This window comes from Marinobacterium sedimentorum, from assembly GCF_024267675.1.
In the GTDB taxonomy this organism is placed as follows: domain Bacteria; phylum Pseudomonadota; class Gammaproteobacteria; order Pseudomonadales; family Balneatricaceae; genus Marinobacterium_A; species Marinobacterium_A sedimentorum.
Map to the genome: position 1 here is coordinate 50,043 of NZ_JALDYX010000028.1, position 14,906 is coordinate 64,948.

Here is a 14,906-nt window from a genome sequence, read left to right on the forward strand (position 1 = left end):
TGCTCGACAACCTGTGTGCTGTAATCAATTGGCTTACAGTGACAGCGTCTGCAACTCATCCGGCAGCGCCATACCACCCTCTACATCTTTCAGATACTGCTCGCGGGTCTGATTCCAGAGATCCTCGCTCCAGATCTCGAACTTGCGACCCTGCCCCAGCAATATCACCTTCTTGTCGAGCCCCGCGTATTCGCGCAACGGCGCGGTCAGCAGCAATCGTCCGCTGCCATCCATCTCCAGATCCGTGGCATGACCAATCAGGAGTCGCTGGATACGCCGCGCAGCCGGATTAAAACTCGGCAAGGCCTCGATTTTCTGCTGAATCTGCTCCCATTCGGGCAGTGGGTAGAGCAACAGACAACGCTCTTCGGTATCAATGGTGGCCACCAGACAACCCTCGCATCCCGCCTGAATCTGCTGGCGATAGCGTGCCGGAATGGCCATGCGGCCCTTGGCATCGAGATTGATTGGATTTACGCCTCGAAACATGGAGCCTTCACCCTCTGCTCAAACCACTTTCACCACGAAATTCCCATAATTACCCACATCTGCCCACTTTACCCCACTTGCGCACACTATAGGAACTAACCACAGGCAATGCAAGGCAGCCGGAGTGGCACCTTCCATGGAGATAAGCGAACGCATTAGCTAATTTAAAGCCACTGACAGAGTGTCAAGAGTGGCTGGAAAATAACTGATATAGGAATCAGTCAATTAGGACAAAAACGCGGAAATATCTGGCACGCGGGGTAACGCTACTGCATGAGTAAATTAGTTGGATGAGCTCGCCTGTAAGCCGGGTTCTGTCGAGGACAGTCATTCATCTACGATGCATGTCACCATACACCTTTAGCGACCTACCCGGACCCAGCGCGGGCCGCGCCTAGTGGGTCCCTATTTGGTCTTGCTCCGAGTGGGGTTTACCGTGCCGTGGAATGTTGCCACCCACGCGGTGCGCTCTTACCGCACCCTTTCACCCTTACCGTCATGCAGCTCCGAAGAACTCCATGCTTAGGCGGTCTACTCTCTGTTGCACTGGCCGTCGGCTTGCGCCGCCCAGACGTTATCTGGCACTCCGCCCTGTGGAGCCCGGACTTTCCTCCCCTGCGCAAGCGCAGCGACGACTGTCCGGCGAACTCATCCGGGCGCAAGAATACCAGTATCCACACAAAGCGCAAGCCACGGCAGCGGGCCTTTTTTACCCAGTTCCACTCAGGCGTCGCGCCTAGTCAGCGCCAGCTGATAAAGAAAGTTCTTTTTCAGGCCGGTCAGCTTGGCGGCCAGCGCCGCGGCCTGCTTGATCGGCAGCTCTTCCAGCAGCACGTCAAGCACCCGCATGGCCTCGATGTTGACCTCATCTTCGGCCGCCGCCGGCGCACCCTGCACCAGCACCACAAATTCACCTTTCTGCTGATTGGCATCCTGACGCATCCACTCAAGCAACTCAGATACCGGTGCACCCTTTATAGTCTCGAATGTCTTGGTTAGCTCCCGTGCGGCCACCAGCATCCGCTCAGACCCGAAGCAGGCCTGCATGTCCTCCAGTGATGCCAGAATCCGGTGGGTAGACTCATAGAAGATAAGCGTGCGTTCCTCCCGCGCCAGCGCCTCCAGACGCTGGCGCCGCGCCAGACTCTTGGCCGGCAGGAAACCTTCGAACACAAAGCGGTCGGACGGCAGGCCCGCCGCACACAACGCCGTCACCAGCGCACTGCAGCCCGGTACCGGCACAACCCTGAACTGAGCCTCGCGCACCGCCCGCACCAGCACGAAACCTGGGTCAGAAATCAATGGCGTTCCAGCATCAGAAATCAGTGCAATGCTTTCACCAGCAGCCAGGCGCTCAATAATTCGCTCGATTCGCTGCCGTTCGTTGTGATCATGCACTGAAATCATGGGCGTTTTAATGTTAAAGTGCGCCATTAAACGTGCACTGTGACGGGTATCTTCCGCCGCGATCAGTGACACTGTCTGCAGCACCTCAATTGCACGCGCAGTCATGTCTGCGAGATTGCCTATGGGTGTTGCGACAACATACAAAACCGCTTCCGACATCGTGAATCCATCCGTCTTTTGGGGTGACAGAGTATATGATGAATCCGCTGCGCCTGTCTCTGACCGCCAGCCTGCTGGCCCTATTGCTTGTTGGCTGCAGTACGCCGACATCCAGGACACCCGCACCCGCCGCCAGTACTATCGAACGCGAGCAAAACGCCATCGCGGCGCTGCTCGATGAAGCCAGCCGCGCCCAGCCTATCCGTTCGGCCGAACTGCGCGTCCAGGCGGCCCGCGCACTGATTGGCATCGATCAGCGTGACCAGGCCATTGCCATTCTGGAGCGCATCGATACCGCACTGCTGCCGCCCATCCTGCGCTTTGATATTGCCAAGCTCAAGGCAGGCACCGCACTGGAGCGCCAGGACAGCAGCCAGGCGCTGCTCTATCTGGCCGAAATGCCCAGCAGCGAACCCCTGCCCACCGCCCAGGCCATTGAGCTGGGCGAACTGAGGGCGCAAGCCTATCAGCAGCAGCAGAACAACCCGGGCGAGCTAAAGGAACTGATCAAGGTGGCGCAGCTGCAGCAGGATCCCGTCCTGCGCCAGGAACTGCATGAGCGCATCTGGGCACTCCTGGGCGAACTGCCCCGTGCCGGCCTTGAGCACCTGATCAGCGCCGGCGACGCATCCTATTACGAGCAGGGCTGGTACGAGCTGGCCCTGAATCTTCGCACCAGCACGGACCTGACCGGGCAGTACAACAGCCTGACAGCATGGCGCACCCTGTGGCAATCCCACCCCGCCCTGCAACTGCCGCCGCAGGCCGTAGCCGCACTCCTTGACTCCAGCGTCTCATCGACCCGGCGCATCGGCCTTCTGCTACCCCAGAGCGGCTCGCTCGCCAAGGCCGCCAGCGCCATCAGCGACGGCTTCATGGCCGCCTATTACCAGGCCCAGCGCGAAGGCCAGCCGGTGCCGGAAATACAGCTGCTGGATTCAACCCTGGTCAATACGCCCGAGCAGCTGATAAACCTGACCCGCACCATGCAGCTTGATCTGGTGGTCGGCCCGCTGGACAAGAACTATGTCAACCAGATCGCCCTCGCCACCGAACTGCCCATACCGGTGCTGGCGCTGAACAATACCAATATCGAGACCCCCGCGAACCTCTACCAGCTCGGCCTCGCCGCCGAGGATGAAGCCCAAGCTGCCGCCCAGCGCGCCTGGCAGGATGGCCGGCGTCGCATGCTGATGATGATTCCGGAAACCGACTGGGGCTCGCGCGTAGGCCAGGCCTTTGTCCATGAGTTCGAGAGCCTCGGCGGTCAGATCGTCGGTGCCGTGACCTTTGCCGAGCAGGCGGGCCTGGCGGACCAGGTCGTAGCGCTGCTCAACATCGACCGCAGCGAAGCGCGCACCAAGCGTGTGCGCCAGGTCGTTGGCAACCGCATCCAGGCCGAACGCCAGCCGCGCAATGATGCCGACGCCCTGTTCCTCAGCGCACTACCGGTAGAGGCCCGCCAGATCAAACCCCTGCTGGCCTTTAACTATGCAGGCGACCTGCCGGTCTATGCCACCTCACACCTGTATAACGGCAGCCCCAACAGCCTCAGCGACATTGACCTCAACGGCATACTGTTCTGCGACCTGCCCTGGGTGATAGGCCCGCCCAGCACGCTGAAACTGGCCATGAGCCAGCAGCGCGACGACACCGACACCCGCTTCGGCCGCCTCTATGCCCTGGGCGCCGACGCCTTCACACTGCACCCTTACCTGGAGCAGTTGCGGGCAAGCCCGCAGGCACGCATCAGCGGTGAAACCGGCCAGCTGCATCTGGTATCCGGCTCGCGCATCGCCAGAGATTTGCCCTGGGCCCGGTTTGACAATGGCGTCCCCAGCCTGCTGACACCCGCGAGCAACTGATGGACAGACGCGCCAGCGGACAGCGTGCCGAAGACCGGGCCCTGAACTGGCTTGAACAGCAGGGCCTGGCGCTGCTGACGCGCAACTACCACTGCCGCCTTGGCGAAATCGACCTCATCATGCAGCACGCCAATTGCCTGGTCTTCGTTGAGGTACGCAAGCGCGGCCGCAGCAGCCTGGCCAGCGCTGCCGCCTCGGTCGACGCCCGAAAACAGCAAAAAATCATCCTTACCGCCAACCATTACCTGAGCCAATACCCTCAGCGGGCCACCCAGCCCTGTCGCTTTGATGTGATCGCACTCGAATCAGATTCACCGACAGCCACCCCGCTATGGTATAAAGACGCCTTCAGGCCCTGAGATCGGAAACACCGCTGAATGGAACTCGAAGACCGCATTGTCAGCCAGTTTCACAGTTCGATGGATATCAATGCCCATACCATCGAACACTACACACCCATGATCGCCAACGCCGGCGAACAGCTGCTGCATTGCCTGGTAAATGAAAACAAGATTCTGTGTGTCGGCAACGGCGGCTCCGCAGCGCTGGTGCAGCATTTCAGCGCCTTACTGCTGAACCGTTACCGCCATGAGCGCCCGGGGCTGCCCGCTCTCGCCCTGTCCGCCGACAGCGCTACCCTGACCGCCATCAGCGAAGACAGCGGCTTCAGCGATATCTACTCCAAGCAGATTCGCGCCCTCGGCCAGCCCGGGGACATTTTGCTGGTGGTCTCGACCCATGGCCGCGCCAACAACCTGGTTCAGGCCATCCAGGCCGCCCACGACCGGGACATGAGCGTGATCGCACTGACCGGCTACGATGGCGGCAACACCACGGCACTTTTACGCCCCGATGAGATCGAAATCTGCGTTCCGGCCGATGATGATGTACTGATACACGACGCCCATCTGCTGGTACTGCACTGCCTGTGCGATCTGATCGACTACCAACTGTTTGGAGCCTGAAACCGATGAAAACACTGTTAATTGCCACCAGCCTCGCCAGCCTCGTCGTCCTGTCCGGCTGTTCGTCACTGATCAGCGCCACCCGCGAAGAGCCCATCCAGGAAGACAAGGGATACCGCACCCTGGGGAATTACCTGGAAGACGAAGTCATCGAGACCAAGACCCTGGTCAATATCAACAAGGGCTCGATCGGCCTGCGCAACGCCCACGTCGACGCAACCAGCTATAACGGCCTGGTACTGCTCACAGGCCAGGTTCCCAGCGCCGCCACCCGCGACGAAGCCGAACACATCGCCAGCCAGATTCGCGAAGTGCGCAAGGTGCATAACGAACTGGAGATTGCCGGCCCGACGTCCGGCATAGTGCGCAGCAATGATGCCTACCTGACCAGCCGCGTCAAACTGCAGCTACTGGCAGAGCGCAACATCAACGGCGGTCGCATCAAGGTCGTCACGGAAAACAGCACGGTATTTCTGATGGGCCTGGTGACCCAGAAGGAAGCGGATATAGCAGTACGCCTGGTGCGCACCATTACCGGCGTGCAGAAAATCGTCAAGGCGTTTGAATACATCTGACGGAAGGGGGCAGACTGCGCCACGCGCAGCCTGCCCGACATAGCAGCCACCATCACAGCTGCGGCTATTCATAGCCGCTATTTCACAAGCAACTATTTTACGACCTTGAGACTCGGGCGCCCGGGCTTTGGCCTTTTGGGCGTACTCGGCTGAACGCTCTCCCCGCCCTTCTCACTCTCCTCAGCCGCCCGCCCGTCGACCGCCTCATCGGCATCCACCGGCTGCAGACGCTCATAGTAGTCAGCGCCGGGCTCCATGCCGAACCCCATGCCCATGGCATTCTCCTTGGCGAAGATGGCCATCAGCGCCGCGTAGGGCACCCGTACCTGCATGGGCACACCACCAAAGCGGGCACTGAACGAAATCTCGTTCCCCCCCATAAAGAAGTCACGCACGGCCGAAGGCAGCACATTCAGCACTATCTGACCGTCCTGTACAAACTGGCGCGGCACCACAACATGGGGCGCCTCTGCATCCACCACCAGATGGGGCGTGCAGTCATTATCGAGGATCCATTCATACAGACCTCGAGCGATATAGGGACGACTAGGATTCATTACTCTGTCTCCGCAGGCACAGCCGCATATCCCTGACGCGGCGCCCTGCCTTCTGTAATTCAAGATGACGGACCTTGCCACCTTTACCTGCGCCAGCAGCCTTATCGGCAGCCAGAGCGCACGCGGGCATTGCCCATAAAAAAGGGACAGAGTCGCCTCCATCCCTTGATTCAGTAGTGCTGCAACCCAGAGGTTATCAGTCGCGCATCTCGCGCTCAGCTTCCGACAGGCTTTCCTGGAAAGCCTCACGCTCAAAAATGCGCTTCATGTAACGCACCAGCATCTTGCACTGCGCTTCCGGCAGCTCGATACCCATGGCGGGCAAACGCCACAACAGCGGCGCCAGGCAGCAATCTACCAGGGAAAACTCTTCACTCATGAAGAAGTCCTTTTCTCCGAAGATCGGAGAAATGGCGACCAGACCGTCGCGCAAGTCCTTGCGGCAGCGCTCGATCTCGGATGCATCAGCCTTGCCAGCCAGAATAGTATCTGCCAGACCACACCAGTCATGCTGGATGCGGTACATGTACAAACGACTTTCTGCACGCGCTACCGGATAAACCGGCAACAGCGGCGGATGTGGAAAGCGCTCATCGAGATATTCCATCATCACATTAGGCTCATACAACACCAGCTCCCGATCCAGCAGGGTCGGCAGGCTGTTGTAGGGATTCAGTGACGACAAATCCTCGGGCAAGTCACTTTCGGTGCAGTCGACGATATCGACTGCGACCCCTTTTTCCGCCAGCACGATACGCACGCGGTGGCTGTAATGGTCTGCACCATTGGAAAAGAAGGTCATGGAAGAACGCTTAGCCACTACTCCCATCGGATAATCCCCGTCAGTCTTCATTTAAAAAATAAATGCGGCCCAATCCTTCAGGCCGCATTCGATCGTTGCTCGAACACAAGAACCTTAGTGTACGTCTTTCCAGTACTCTTTCTTCAGCGCAAATGCGAACAGGAAGAAAATAAACAGGAAGATAAGCACCTTGGTACCAATGCGCTCGGATTCAAGACGGTACGGCTCACCCATGTAGGCCAGGAAGTTGGTCAGGTCGTAGACCGTCTTGTCGAACTCTTCGACTGTCTGGCTACCACTGTCTGCAACTCTCAGACACTTGGACATGCGAGTGTTGGTCAGCGGATCAATCTCACCGGAAGCGGCGTGAGCAAACTCTTCCGCCGTGCAGTGGTTGACCTGCAGGCCCTGCAGATCCTGCAGCACGTTGGGCATGCCCACGTCCTTGAAGACCACGTTGTTCACACCCCAGGGGCGAGCCTCATCCTGGTAGAAGCTGCGCAGGTAAGTGTAGATCCAGTCCGGCCCGCGCAGACGCGCCTCCAGAGACAGATCCGGCGGCGGGTTACCAAACCAGTTCGCCGCATCACCCTTGTCCATGGCGTTCCTCATCTGTTCGCCAACCTTCTGATCCCCCAGCAGCAGGTATTCTTCTGCCAGCTCCGTGGGGATCTCAAGATCAATGGCAGCACGCTCGTAACGCTGATAGTCCGCCGAGTGGCAGCCCATGCAGCGATTAACGAAGGTACCCATACCGCGCTGCAAAGAGGCCTTGTTCTCGAGGTCCACTTCGATAGAGTCGAGGTGAACGCCCCCGACCGAAGCCTGTACCGATACCGGCAGCAGGACCATCATCAATGCAATCAGATACTTTTTCATTAGCCTGTAACCCTTTCCGGAACCGGTTTAGTGCTCTCCATCCTGGTGTAGATCGGCATCAGAAAGAAATACGCGAAATACAGCGCAGTACAGATCTGGGCCACCAGGGTGCGGGTCGGGTTGGAGGCGACCACACCCAGGTAACCCAGAATCACGAAGCTGACCGCGAAAATCGCCAGCGCCACCTTGCTGATCATGCCCTTGTACCGCATGGACTTGACCGGGCTACGATCCAGCCAGGGCATCACGAACAGAATGGCAATAGCACCACCCATGACAACAACCCCCGGGAACTGGGAGCCAGCAATGGGCGGAATGGCACGCAACATGGCGTAGAAGGGCGTGAAGTACCAGACCGGCGCGATATGCGCAGGCGTTTTCAGCGGGTTGGCGGGCTCGAAGTTCGGCGCTTCAATAAAGTAGCCACCACCTTCAGGGAAGAAGAAGATCACAAAGCAGAACACGAACAGGAACACGACCACACCAACAATATCCTTGACGGTGTAGTAAGGGTGGAACGGGATACCGTCGCGCGGCACGCCATTTTCATCCTTGTTGGCCTTGATCTCGATGCCATCAGGGTTGTTGGAACCCACCTCATGCAGCGCGATGATGTGCAGCACAACCAGCGCCAGCAGCACGATTGGCAGCGCGATAACATGCAGCGAGAAGAAGCGCGTCAGGGTAATGCCCGATATCAGATAGTCACCACGAATCCACAGTGACAGGTCTTCACCGATAAAGGGTACGGCAGAGAACAGGGACACGATAACCTGGGCACCCCAGTAGGACATCTGGCCCCAGGGCAGCAGATAACCCATGAAGGCTTCCGCCATCAGCGCCAGGTAGATGGTCATGCCGAACAGCCACACCAGCTCACGCGGCTTGCGGTAGGAGCCGTACAAGATGCCGCGGAACATGTGCAGGTACACCACCAGGAAGAAGGCCGAGGCACCGGTGGAGTGCATGTAGCGCAGCAGCCAGCCATATTCGACGTCACGCATGATGTATTCAACAGACGCAAAGGCGCCTTCTGCGGACGGATTGTAGCTCATGGTCAGCCAGATACCGGTAAGTATCTGGTTAACCAGAACCAGCATTGCCAGCGAACCGAAGAAATACCAGAAATTGAAGTTCTTCGGGGCATAGTATTTGGAAAGGTGATCTTCCCACATCTGCGTCGCCGGAAAACGATCGTCGATCCAGCGCATCAGACCACTTTCGGCCTTGCTCTTGTTCGGATTAGCCATTATGCAGTCTCCTGATCCACACCGACGACGAGGATATTTTCTTCCGGATAATTATGCGGAGGAACAACCAGGTTCGTGGGCGCCGGAGAGCCTTTCAGTACGCGACCGGACAAATCGAAGCGCGAACCATGGCAGGGGCAGTAAAAACCGCCGACCCAGTCAGGACCCAGATCTTCAGGCGCGATTTCCGGACGGTAAGTCGGAGAGCAACCCAGATGCGTACAGATACCCACCAGCACCGAAATATCCGGACGCAGGGAGCGGGTAGAGTCGTGCGGAATGTACGCTGGCTGCTGCGGCACTTCTGAATTGGGATCCGTCAGGCGACTATCGAGACCTGCCAGATCACTCAGCGTCTTATCGCTGCGCTTCACCAGCCAGACCGGCTTGCCACGCCACTTGACGACAGCCTGCTGACCCGGCTCCAGTTTGCTCACATCGACCGTTACCGGAGCACCTGCAGAGCGAGCCTTCGCACTGGGCATCCATGAGGCCACGAAGGGAACAGCAACCCCCACTGCACCGACCGCCCCTACCGCAGAGGTCGCGCCGACCAGGAGTCGACGCCGCCCCTTGTTCACGCCGTCATTACTCATTAACTTTCTCTCCCCTTGTTCGATCTGCCATTTAACGCCCGACAAGAACGCAAATAACCCGATCGCTCAACTAAAAATCATCAAATAACGGATTTTTAAAATGGCCCAAATGGTAATGAAAATACCCTTCGCTTACAAGGACATTGGCGGGCTAATACCCTGACATTCATACGACTTTTGATCTAGCCCAAACAAAAAAACGCCCAAGCCAAAAAGGCTTGAGCGTTTTTCTTGCCGCAGTCTTCGACCGAAGCCGAAAGCGAATTAACGCTTGGAGAACTGAGGACGCTTACGCGCTTTGCGCAGGCCGACTTTCTTACGTTCAACCATGCGGGAGTCACGGGTTACGAAGCCAGCGCTACGCAGTGACGGACGCAGAGTCTCATCATAAACCATCAGGGCACGGGTAATACCGTGACGGATAGCGCCCGCCTGACCGAAACCACCGCCACCGGCGACAGTAACGAAAACGTCGAATTTTTCGACAGAATCAGTCAGCTCCAGCGGCTGACGCACGATCATGCGCGCAGTTTCGCGACCGAAATAGTTTTCGATCGTGCGGTCATTGATAGTGATAACACCTGTACCCGGACGCAGGAAGACGCGAGCAGTAGAGGTTTTACGACGGCCGGTACCGTAATACTGAGTAGTGGACATAGTCTGCCTTCCCTTAAATGTTCAGTTCTTTGGGCTGCTGAGCCTGATGCGGATGTTCGGTGCCAGCGTAAACTTTCAGCTTGCTGTGCATGGCACGGCCCAGCGGGCCCTTGGGCAGCATACCCTTGACCGCGATCTCAAGAACCCGCTCCGGGTGAGAGTCGATCATTATCTGGAAAGAAGCTTCGCGCAGACCGCCCGGGTAACCGGTGTGACGGTAGTAGATCTTGTCTTTACGCTTATTACCGGTAACACCGATTTTCTCAGCGTTAACAACAACGATGTAATCGCCGGTATCAACGTGGGGAGTGAATTCCGGCTTATGCTTGCCGCGCAGGCGACGTGCAATCTCAGTAGCCAGACGACCCAGGGTTTTACCCTCGGCGTCAACAACGTACCAGTCGCGTTTTACTTCGGCTGGTTTAGCAACAAAAGTCTTCATCTGTATATTGCCTTCATTTAACTCAGCTCTCGCCACACATTTCAGATGCGCCGCCGAACTGACTTATAATTCTTGGTTGTGTTCGAGAGCATCCCGACCACAACAGTAACAACCCATGGAAATGGGTGGCGCGAATTATAGACAAGTCACACTGCAAATGCGATAGCAAAAAAGCAGTTTCCCCATCTGAATCCGCATTTTTTTTCAGGCTCTATGCGCCCGCGCCAGGTACTCATGGGACTGCATCTCCAGCAGACGACTCTGGGTACGCTGAATCTCGAACTCCAGACGACCCTCGCTGTAGATCCCATGAATCGGCGCCGCCGCCGACAGGATCAGCTTGACACCGCTGTCGTAGAACTCATCCACCATATTGATAAAACGGCGCGCCGCATCATCATTGCTGCGCCCAAGCTGCGGCACATTGGAGACCAGCACCGCATGATAGATCTTGGCCAGCTCTATATAGTCATTCTGCGAGCGCGGCCCCTGACACAGATCGGAGAAATCAAACCAGACCACATCCTCGCAGCAACGGCGCGAACGGATACCGCGACCATTGATCTGCAGCACCTCAGCTTCCACCGTCTCAACCAGATCCGGCGCCAGCGACTCGAAGCTGGCGTTCAGGCTTTCATCGGCCTTCGCATCCAGTGGCGAGTGATAAAGCTCGGCCTGCTCCAGCACCCGCAGTCGGTAGTCAATACCGCCGTCCACGTTGACCACTTCAGTGAACCTGTTCAGCAGCGCGATGGCCGGCATGAAGCGCGCGCGCTGCAGACCATCCTTATAGAGACCGTCGGGTACTATATTGGAAGTTGCCACCAGCGATACACCATTGGCGAACAGCTGTTCAAGCAGACTGCTCAGAATCATGGCATCGGCAATATCGGAGACAAAGAACTCATCGAAGCAGATGATGCGCGTTTCCTGCGCGTACCGCCTTGCCACTTCCACCAGCGGATCTTTCTCCCCCGCCAGGGTTTTGAGATCCTGATGCACACGCTGCATGAAGCGATGAAAATGGGTGCGGGTTTTCTGCTCGAACGGCAGACTGTCGTAGAAGGTGTCCATCAGGTAGGTCTTACCCCGCCCTACGCCACCCCAGAAATAGAGCCCGCGCAATGGCTCCTTCGGCTCCTTTTTCCAGCCGCTGGCCAGACGCCGCATCAGGCCAGGCTTAGGTGGCGGCGCCGCTACGAGGTCATCAAACAGGCGCTGCAGATGCTTAACCGCCATTTCCTGCGCCGGATCATAGGAAAAATCATCCCGCTCTAGATCTTGCTTGTAGCGTCCTAACGGAGTCATACCGGCCCCAGCCCCTGCCATTTTGTTCGTCGATCAAAAAGTGCCGGCACTTTACCTAGCTACACCGACATTGGCAATCGCAGGTTTGGAGCAGACAGGGCCAAAACCACAACCAAAAGCCACACTAGCAGCCTGTCGGGCTTGGCCGATCGTAGCGAGGGGAAGTCCGTTTTGCGGCAGTTTTTGAGATCTTTTGCGACGAATAGTGGTTCTATTTAACACTTGGAACGCAGTGTAAAGAACCGCTTTAGCGGGGTCGCAGACCGAGGAGCCTGCGACGAGTCAAAAAGAGCGCGAAAAATAACCAAAATCGGCTTTTCCGCACGACTGCATGGATGCAGGAGGTAGGGCGAAGCAGGATGCCCGAGCCGAGTAGATTAGCGTTCAGTTCGACAGACTGCTATCGGCGCCCACCCAGAATGGACCCCAGCAGCCCCCGTACGATCTGGCGCCCAAGCTGGGTGCCAATCGCACGCATCGCGCTTTTCGCCAGGCTGCCAAACAGGCCGTTGCCGGCCCGCCCACCCGGCCTGCGCGAAGCCTTTTCCTGCGCGGGCACATCTTCCAGCGCTGCAGCTTCGTTCGAGAGAGCCTTTTCACTGCGTGCCTTCAGCAATTCGAAGGCCGACTCCCTATCCACCATTTCATCGTAGCGTGCCCCCATCGGCGAGCGCGACAGAAGCTGCGCCCGCTCAGCATCCTCCAGCGGCCCCAGGCGAGACTCGGGCGGGCGCACCAGGGTATGCGCCACCTCCGTCGGCACACCGGATCTATCCAGCACTGACACCAGCGCCTCACCGACCCCAAGCGACGTAATGAGCTGCTCTGCATCCACCCCGGCGGCGGCACGGAACGTCTGGGCCGCCGCCTTGACCACCTTGCGATCTTTCGGCGTGAAGGCGCGCAGCGCGTGCTGCACCCTGTGCCCCAGCTGACCCAGAATATCCGGCGGAATATCACCCGGACTCTGACTGACAAAATAGATGCCGACACCCTTGGAGCGGATCAGCCGCACCACCTGCTCCACTTTATCAAGCAACGCACGGGGCGCACGGTCAAACAGCAAATGCGCCTCGTCAAAGAAGAACACCAGCCGGGGCTCGGCCTTGTCACCTACTTCCGGCAACTGTTCAAACAGCTCCGAAAGCAGCCAGAGCAAAAAGGTGGAATAGAGCCTTGGCCGGGCCATCAGCGCCGTTGCATCCAGCACACTGATAACGCCATTGCCGGAAAAGTCCCGCTGCATCAGATCCGCCATCTGCAGCGCAGGCTCGCCAAAAAAATGCGTTGCCCCCTCGGACTCCAGCATCAGCAGACGCCGCTGGATAGCCCCTATGCTGGCGCCGGCGATATTGCCGTAGCGACTGCCAAGCACACTGCGATTCTCGCCTATCCAGGCCAGCATCGCCTGCAGGTCTTTCAGATCCAGCAGCAAAAGCCCTTCATCGTCAGCAATGCGAAAGCAAGCGTAGAGCACACCGGACTGGGTCTCGTTGAGCTCCAGCAGGTGACTCAATAACAGTGGCCCCATGTCCGACACAGTGGTACGCACCGGATGCCCCTTCACGCCCAGCAGATCCCAGAACAGCACCGGCGCCGACCGTGGGTGAAAATCATCAAGCCCCAGCAACGCCACCCGCTCGGCAATTTTCGGATGTGCGCGCCCCTCCGCGGCCAGTCCCGACAAGTCTCCCTTTACGTCCGTCAAGAACACCGGCACACCACTGCGAGCGAAGCCTTCCGCCATGGTCTGCAGACTGACGGTCTTGCCGGTACCTGTGGCACCTGCAATCAAGCCATGGCGGTTCGCCATGACCAGCGGCAGCTCAACATCCTTGCCTGCAACACTGCGCCCCAGCGCCAGATTCCCTGATGACATACGCAATCCCTCCGCCATTTTCAGTTCGGCAAGCGCCGACTCATACCAGACTCTGAACAGTCACCGTCACAGTCTAACAGCCCCAACATCAGGCGATGTTTTGCCGGCAACAATGTCCCTGGCCACCTGCATATTTTTCATATGCGTGACTATGCAAGATCAACGCCCGGGCTAGCAGCCTGTCGGACTTGACCGATCGTAGCGAGGGAATGGCCGTTTTGAGGCAATTTTTGGGCTCTTTTGAGGCGAATAGTGGTTCTATTTAACGAAAAAGAGTACAGAAAATGGCCAAAATCGGCGTTTCCGCAGTAGATCAGTGTTAAGTCCGACAGACTGCCAGGCTATACTGACAGCGCCATAGCCAAGTCGCCTACCGGAGTTACTGAATGAAAAGGACTTTCCCGCTTTTCGTCCTGCTGTTGCTCAGCGCCACCCCCGGCCGAGCCGAAGAGCCTACAAGCGAACAAAGCCTCAAGGATGGCATCTATGCCGCCTGTTTTCGCCTCAACATTGAAGCCAAGAATACTTACAAGCGCATCGTCGCCAACGACAAGCGCAGCCTGACGATCAGCCAGGATCATCGCAGCGGTCAGCTCAGCGTCGAGGAAGCCCTGACCGAAGCCGAGCAGATTCTCAAGCAGCAACGGGTGGCCTATGATCATCTGGCCAATGTCCTGGTCGCCACCGACCGCCTGGCCTGCCCGGAAACCGCCAACCGCCTCGGCGAAGTTGAAATGCAATAATACGAAATCCTTCTCTAAGCGCTTGTTTTACAAAACAGCCTTGACATCATCTGAACCCGGATTATAATTCGCGCCCTGTTCACAGCGGTTTGCCGCAAGGCCTGCTGAGAGCATCGGTTCGGGGTATAGCTCAGCCTGGTAGAGCACTGTCTTCGGGAGGCAGGGGTCGTAGGTTCAAATCCTGTTACCCCGACCAACATTTTTCCCGCTTCAACAACTGTGTCGCAGTTGGGTCTTCGGACCACGCAGCCCCGGGCTGCAACGGCAAGTCAGATACGTCGGGGTATAGCTCAGCCTGGTAGAGCACTGTCTTCGGGAGGCAGGGGTCGTAGG

Annotated in this window: 16 protein-coding genes, 1 tRNA gene and 1 other RNA gene; 6 read left to right on the forward strand and 12 right to left on the reverse strand. The window is 57.8% G+C overall.

Annotated elements, in window-relative coordinates:
- Positions 1-33: 33 nt before the first annotated feature.
- The 3 genes from mraZ to rsmI form a co-directional block, all read right to left on the reverse strand.
- The gene (gene mraZ, locus MRS74_RS18640; RefSeq protein WP_067379093.1) at positions 34-489 is read right to left on the reverse strand and encodes a division/cell wall cluster transcriptional repressor MraZ; all 456 of its coding nucleotides are present in this window, start codon (positions 487-489) and stop codon (positions 34-36) included.
- A 287-nt stretch (positions 490-776) separates the two neighbouring features.
- An RNA gene (gene rnpB / locus MRS74_RS18645) (RNase P RNA component class A) lies at positions 777-1,140 on the reverse strand.
- Between the two features lie 72 nt (positions 1,141-1,212).
- Entirely contained in the window at positions 1,213-2,055 is an 843-nt protein-coding gene (gene rsmI, locus MRS74_RS18650) for a 16S rRNA (cytidine(1402)-2'-O)-methyltransferase (RefSeq protein WP_254581784.1), read from the reverse strand.
- 35 nt (positions 2,056-2,090) lie between these two features.
- Here rsmI and MRS74_RS18655 point away from each other — a divergent pair, with 35 nt between their 5' ends.
- From MRS74_RS18655 to MRS74_RS18670, 4 genes are read left to right on the forward strand one after another with little or no spacing between them, the layout of a single operon-like run.
- A complete protein-coding gene (locus MRS74_RS18655) occupies positions 2,091-3,920 on the forward strand; it encodes a penicillin-binding protein activator (RefSeq protein ID WP_254581785.1) in 1,830 nt (609 codons plus the stop codon).
- Positions 3,920-4,279 carry a YraN family protein gene (locus MRS74_RS18660; protein WP_254581786.1) on the forward strand — a complete coding sequence of 120 codons (360 nt, stop codon included), beginning with the start codon at positions 3,920-3,922 and terminating at the stop codon, positions 4,277-4,279. The genes MRS74_RS18655 and MRS74_RS18660 overlap by 1 nt, the downstream gene beginning before the upstream one ends.
- An 18-nt stretch (positions 4,280-4,297) precedes the next feature.
- Positions 4,298-4,885: an SIS domain-containing protein gene (locus tag MRS74_RS18665; RefSeq protein WP_254581787.1), complete on the forward strand. Its 588-nt coding sequence runs from the start codon at positions 4,298-4,300 to the stop codon at positions 4,883-4,885.
- 5 nt (positions 4,886-4,890) lie between these two features.
- The gene (locus MRS74_RS18670; RefSeq protein WP_254581788.1) at positions 4,891-5,460 is read left to right on the forward strand and encodes a BON domain-containing protein; all 570 of its coding nucleotides are present in this window, start codon (positions 4,891-4,893) and stop codon (positions 5,458-5,460) included.
- A 92-nt stretch (positions 5,461-5,552) separates the two neighbouring features.
- On the opposite strand, the gene MRS74_RS18675 is transcribed toward MRS74_RS18670, so the two are convergent.
- The 9 genes from MRS74_RS18675 to MRS74_RS18715 form a co-directional block, all read right to left on the reverse strand.
- Positions 5,553-6,017: a ClpXP protease specificity-enhancing factor gene (locus tag MRS74_RS18675; RefSeq protein ID WP_254581789.1), complete on the reverse strand. Its 465-nt coding sequence runs from the start codon at positions 6,015-6,017 to the stop codon at positions 5,553-5,555.
- A 196-nt stretch (positions 6,018-6,213) separates the two neighbouring features.
- Positions 6,214-6,846, reverse strand: a complete 633-nt coding sequence (gene sspA, locus MRS74_RS18680) for a stringent starvation protein SspA (protein WP_254581790.1) — start codon at positions 6,844-6,846, stop codon at positions 6,214-6,216.
- Between the two features lie 87 nt (positions 6,847-6,933).
- On the reverse strand, positions 6,934-7,698 hold the full coding sequence (locus MRS74_RS18685; protein WP_254581791.1) for a cytochrome c1: 765 nt from the start codon (positions 7,696-7,698) through the stop codon (positions 6,934-6,936).
- Positions 7,698-8,948, reverse strand: coding sequence for a cytochrome b (locus MRS74_RS18690; protein WP_254581792.1), 1,251 nt, complete (start codon positions 8,946-8,948; stop codon positions 7,698-7,700). Before MRS74_RS18690 ends, MRS74_RS18685 begins: the two co-directional genes overlap by 1 nt.
- Complete coding sequence (petA, locus tag MRS74_RS18695; protein WP_254581793.1) at positions 8,948-9,544, reverse strand: ubiquinol-cytochrome c reductase iron-sulfur subunit; 597 nt, start codon at positions 9,542-9,544, stop codon at positions 8,948-8,950. The genes MRS74_RS18690 and petA overlap by 1 nt, the downstream gene beginning before the upstream one ends.
- 264 nt (positions 9,545-9,808) lie before the next feature.
- Positions 9,809-10,201, reverse strand: coding sequence for a 30S ribosomal protein S9 (gene rpsI, locus MRS74_RS18700; RefSeq protein WP_067298787.1), 393 nt, complete (start codon positions 10,199-10,201; stop codon positions 9,809-9,811).
- A 13-nt stretch (positions 10,202-10,214) separates the two neighbouring features.
- A complete protein-coding gene (gene rplM / locus MRS74_RS18705; RefSeq protein WP_254581794.1) occupies positions 10,215-10,643 on the reverse strand; it encodes a 50S ribosomal protein L13 in 429 nt (142 codons plus the stop codon).
- A 204-nt stretch (positions 10,644-10,847) separates the two neighbouring features.
- A complete protein-coding gene (gene zapE / locus MRS74_RS18710) occupies positions 10,848-11,951 on the reverse strand; it encodes a cell division protein ZapE (protein ID WP_254581795.1) in 1,104 nt (367 codons plus the stop codon).
- Between the two features lie 400 nt (positions 11,952-12,351).
- Entirely contained in the window at positions 12,352-13,830 is a 1,479-nt protein-coding gene (locus MRS74_RS18715; protein WP_254581796.1) for a helicase HerA-like domain-containing protein, read from the reverse strand.
- A gap of 386 nt (positions 13,831-14,216) precedes the next feature.
- Here MRS74_RS18715 and MRS74_RS18720 point away from each other — a divergent pair, with 386 nt between their 5' ends.
- Both MRS74_RS18720 and MRS74_RS18725 read left to right on the forward strand, forming a co-directional pair.
- The gene (locus tag MRS74_RS18720) at positions 14,217-14,573 is read left to right on the forward strand and encodes a hypothetical protein (RefSeq protein ID WP_254581797.1); all 357 of its coding nucleotides are present in this window, start codon (positions 14,217-14,219) and stop codon (positions 14,571-14,573) included.
- A 119-nt stretch (positions 14,574-14,692) separates the two neighbouring features.
- Positions 14,693-14,769, forward strand: a tRNA-Pro gene (locus MRS74_RS18725).
- Positions 14,770-14,906: the final 137 nt, after the last annotated feature.

What these genes read in the sequence shown, in the direction of transcription:
- mraZ (WP_067379093.1), bottom strand. Translation starts at nt 489, where the DNA reads ATGTTTCGAGGCGTAAATCCAATCAATCTCGATGCCAAGGGCCGCATG.
- MRS74_RS18660 (WP_254581786.1), top strand. Translation starts at nt 3,920, where the DNA reads ATGGACAGACGCGCCAGCGGACAGCGTGCCGAAGACCGGGCCCTGAAC.
- MRS74_RS18675 (WP_254581789.1), bottom strand. Translation starts at nt 6,017, where the DNA reads ATGAATCCTAGTCGTCCCTATATCGCTCGAGGTCTGTATGAATGGATC.
- rplM (WP_254581794.1), bottom strand. Translation starts at nt 10,643, where the DNA reads ATGAAGACTTTTGTTGCTAAACCAGCCGAAGTAAAACGCGACTGGTAC.
- MRS74_RS18720 (WP_254581797.1), top strand. Translation starts at nt 14,217, where the DNA reads ATGAAAAGGACTTTCCCGCTTTTCGTCCTGCTGTTGCTCAGCGCCACC.
- MRS74_RS18685 (WP_254581791.1), bottom strand. Translation starts at nt 7,698, where the DNA reads ATGAAAAAGTATCTGATTGCATTGATGATGGTCCTGCTGCCGGTATCG.
- MRS74_RS18690 (WP_254581792.1), bottom strand. Translation starts at nt 8,948, where the DNA reads ATGGCTAATCCGAACAAGAGCAAGGCCGAAAGTGGTCTGATGCGCTGG.
- MRS74_RS18655 (WP_254581785.1), top strand. Translation starts at nt 2,091, where the DNA reads ATGATGAATCCGCTGCGCCTGTCTCTGACCGCCAGCCTGCTGGCCCTA.
- zapE (WP_254581795.1), bottom strand. Translation starts at nt 11,951, where the DNA reads ATGACTCCGTTAGGACGCTACAAGCAAGATCTAGAGCGGGATGATTTT.
- sspA (WP_254581790.1), bottom strand. Translation starts at nt 6,846, where the DNA reads ATGGGAGTAGTGGCTAAGCGTTCTTCCATGACCTTCTTTTCCAATGGT.
- MRS74_RS18715 (WP_254581796.1), bottom strand. Translation starts at nt 13,830, where the DNA reads ATGTCATCAGGGAATCTGGCGCTGGGGCGCAGTGTTGCAGGCAAGGAT.
- petA (WP_254581793.1), bottom strand. Translation starts at nt 9,544, where the DNA reads ATGAGTAATGACGGCGTGAACAAGGGGCGGCGTCGACTCCTGGTCGGC.
- rpsI (WP_067298787.1), bottom strand. Translation starts at nt 10,201, where the DNA reads ATGTCCACTACTCAGTATTACGGTACCGGCCGTCGTAAAACCTCTACT.
- rsmI (WP_254581784.1), bottom strand. Translation starts at nt 2,055, where the DNA reads ATGTCGGAAGCGGTTTTGTATGTTGTCGCAACACCCATAGGCAATCTC.
- MRS74_RS18670 (WP_254581788.1), top strand. Translation starts at nt 4,891, where the DNA reads ATGAAAACACTGTTAATTGCCACCAGCCTCGCCAGCCTCGTCGTCCTG.
- MRS74_RS18665 (WP_254581787.1), top strand. Translation starts at nt 4,298, where the DNA reads ATGGAACTCGAAGACCGCATTGTCAGCCAGTTTCACAGTTCGATGGAT.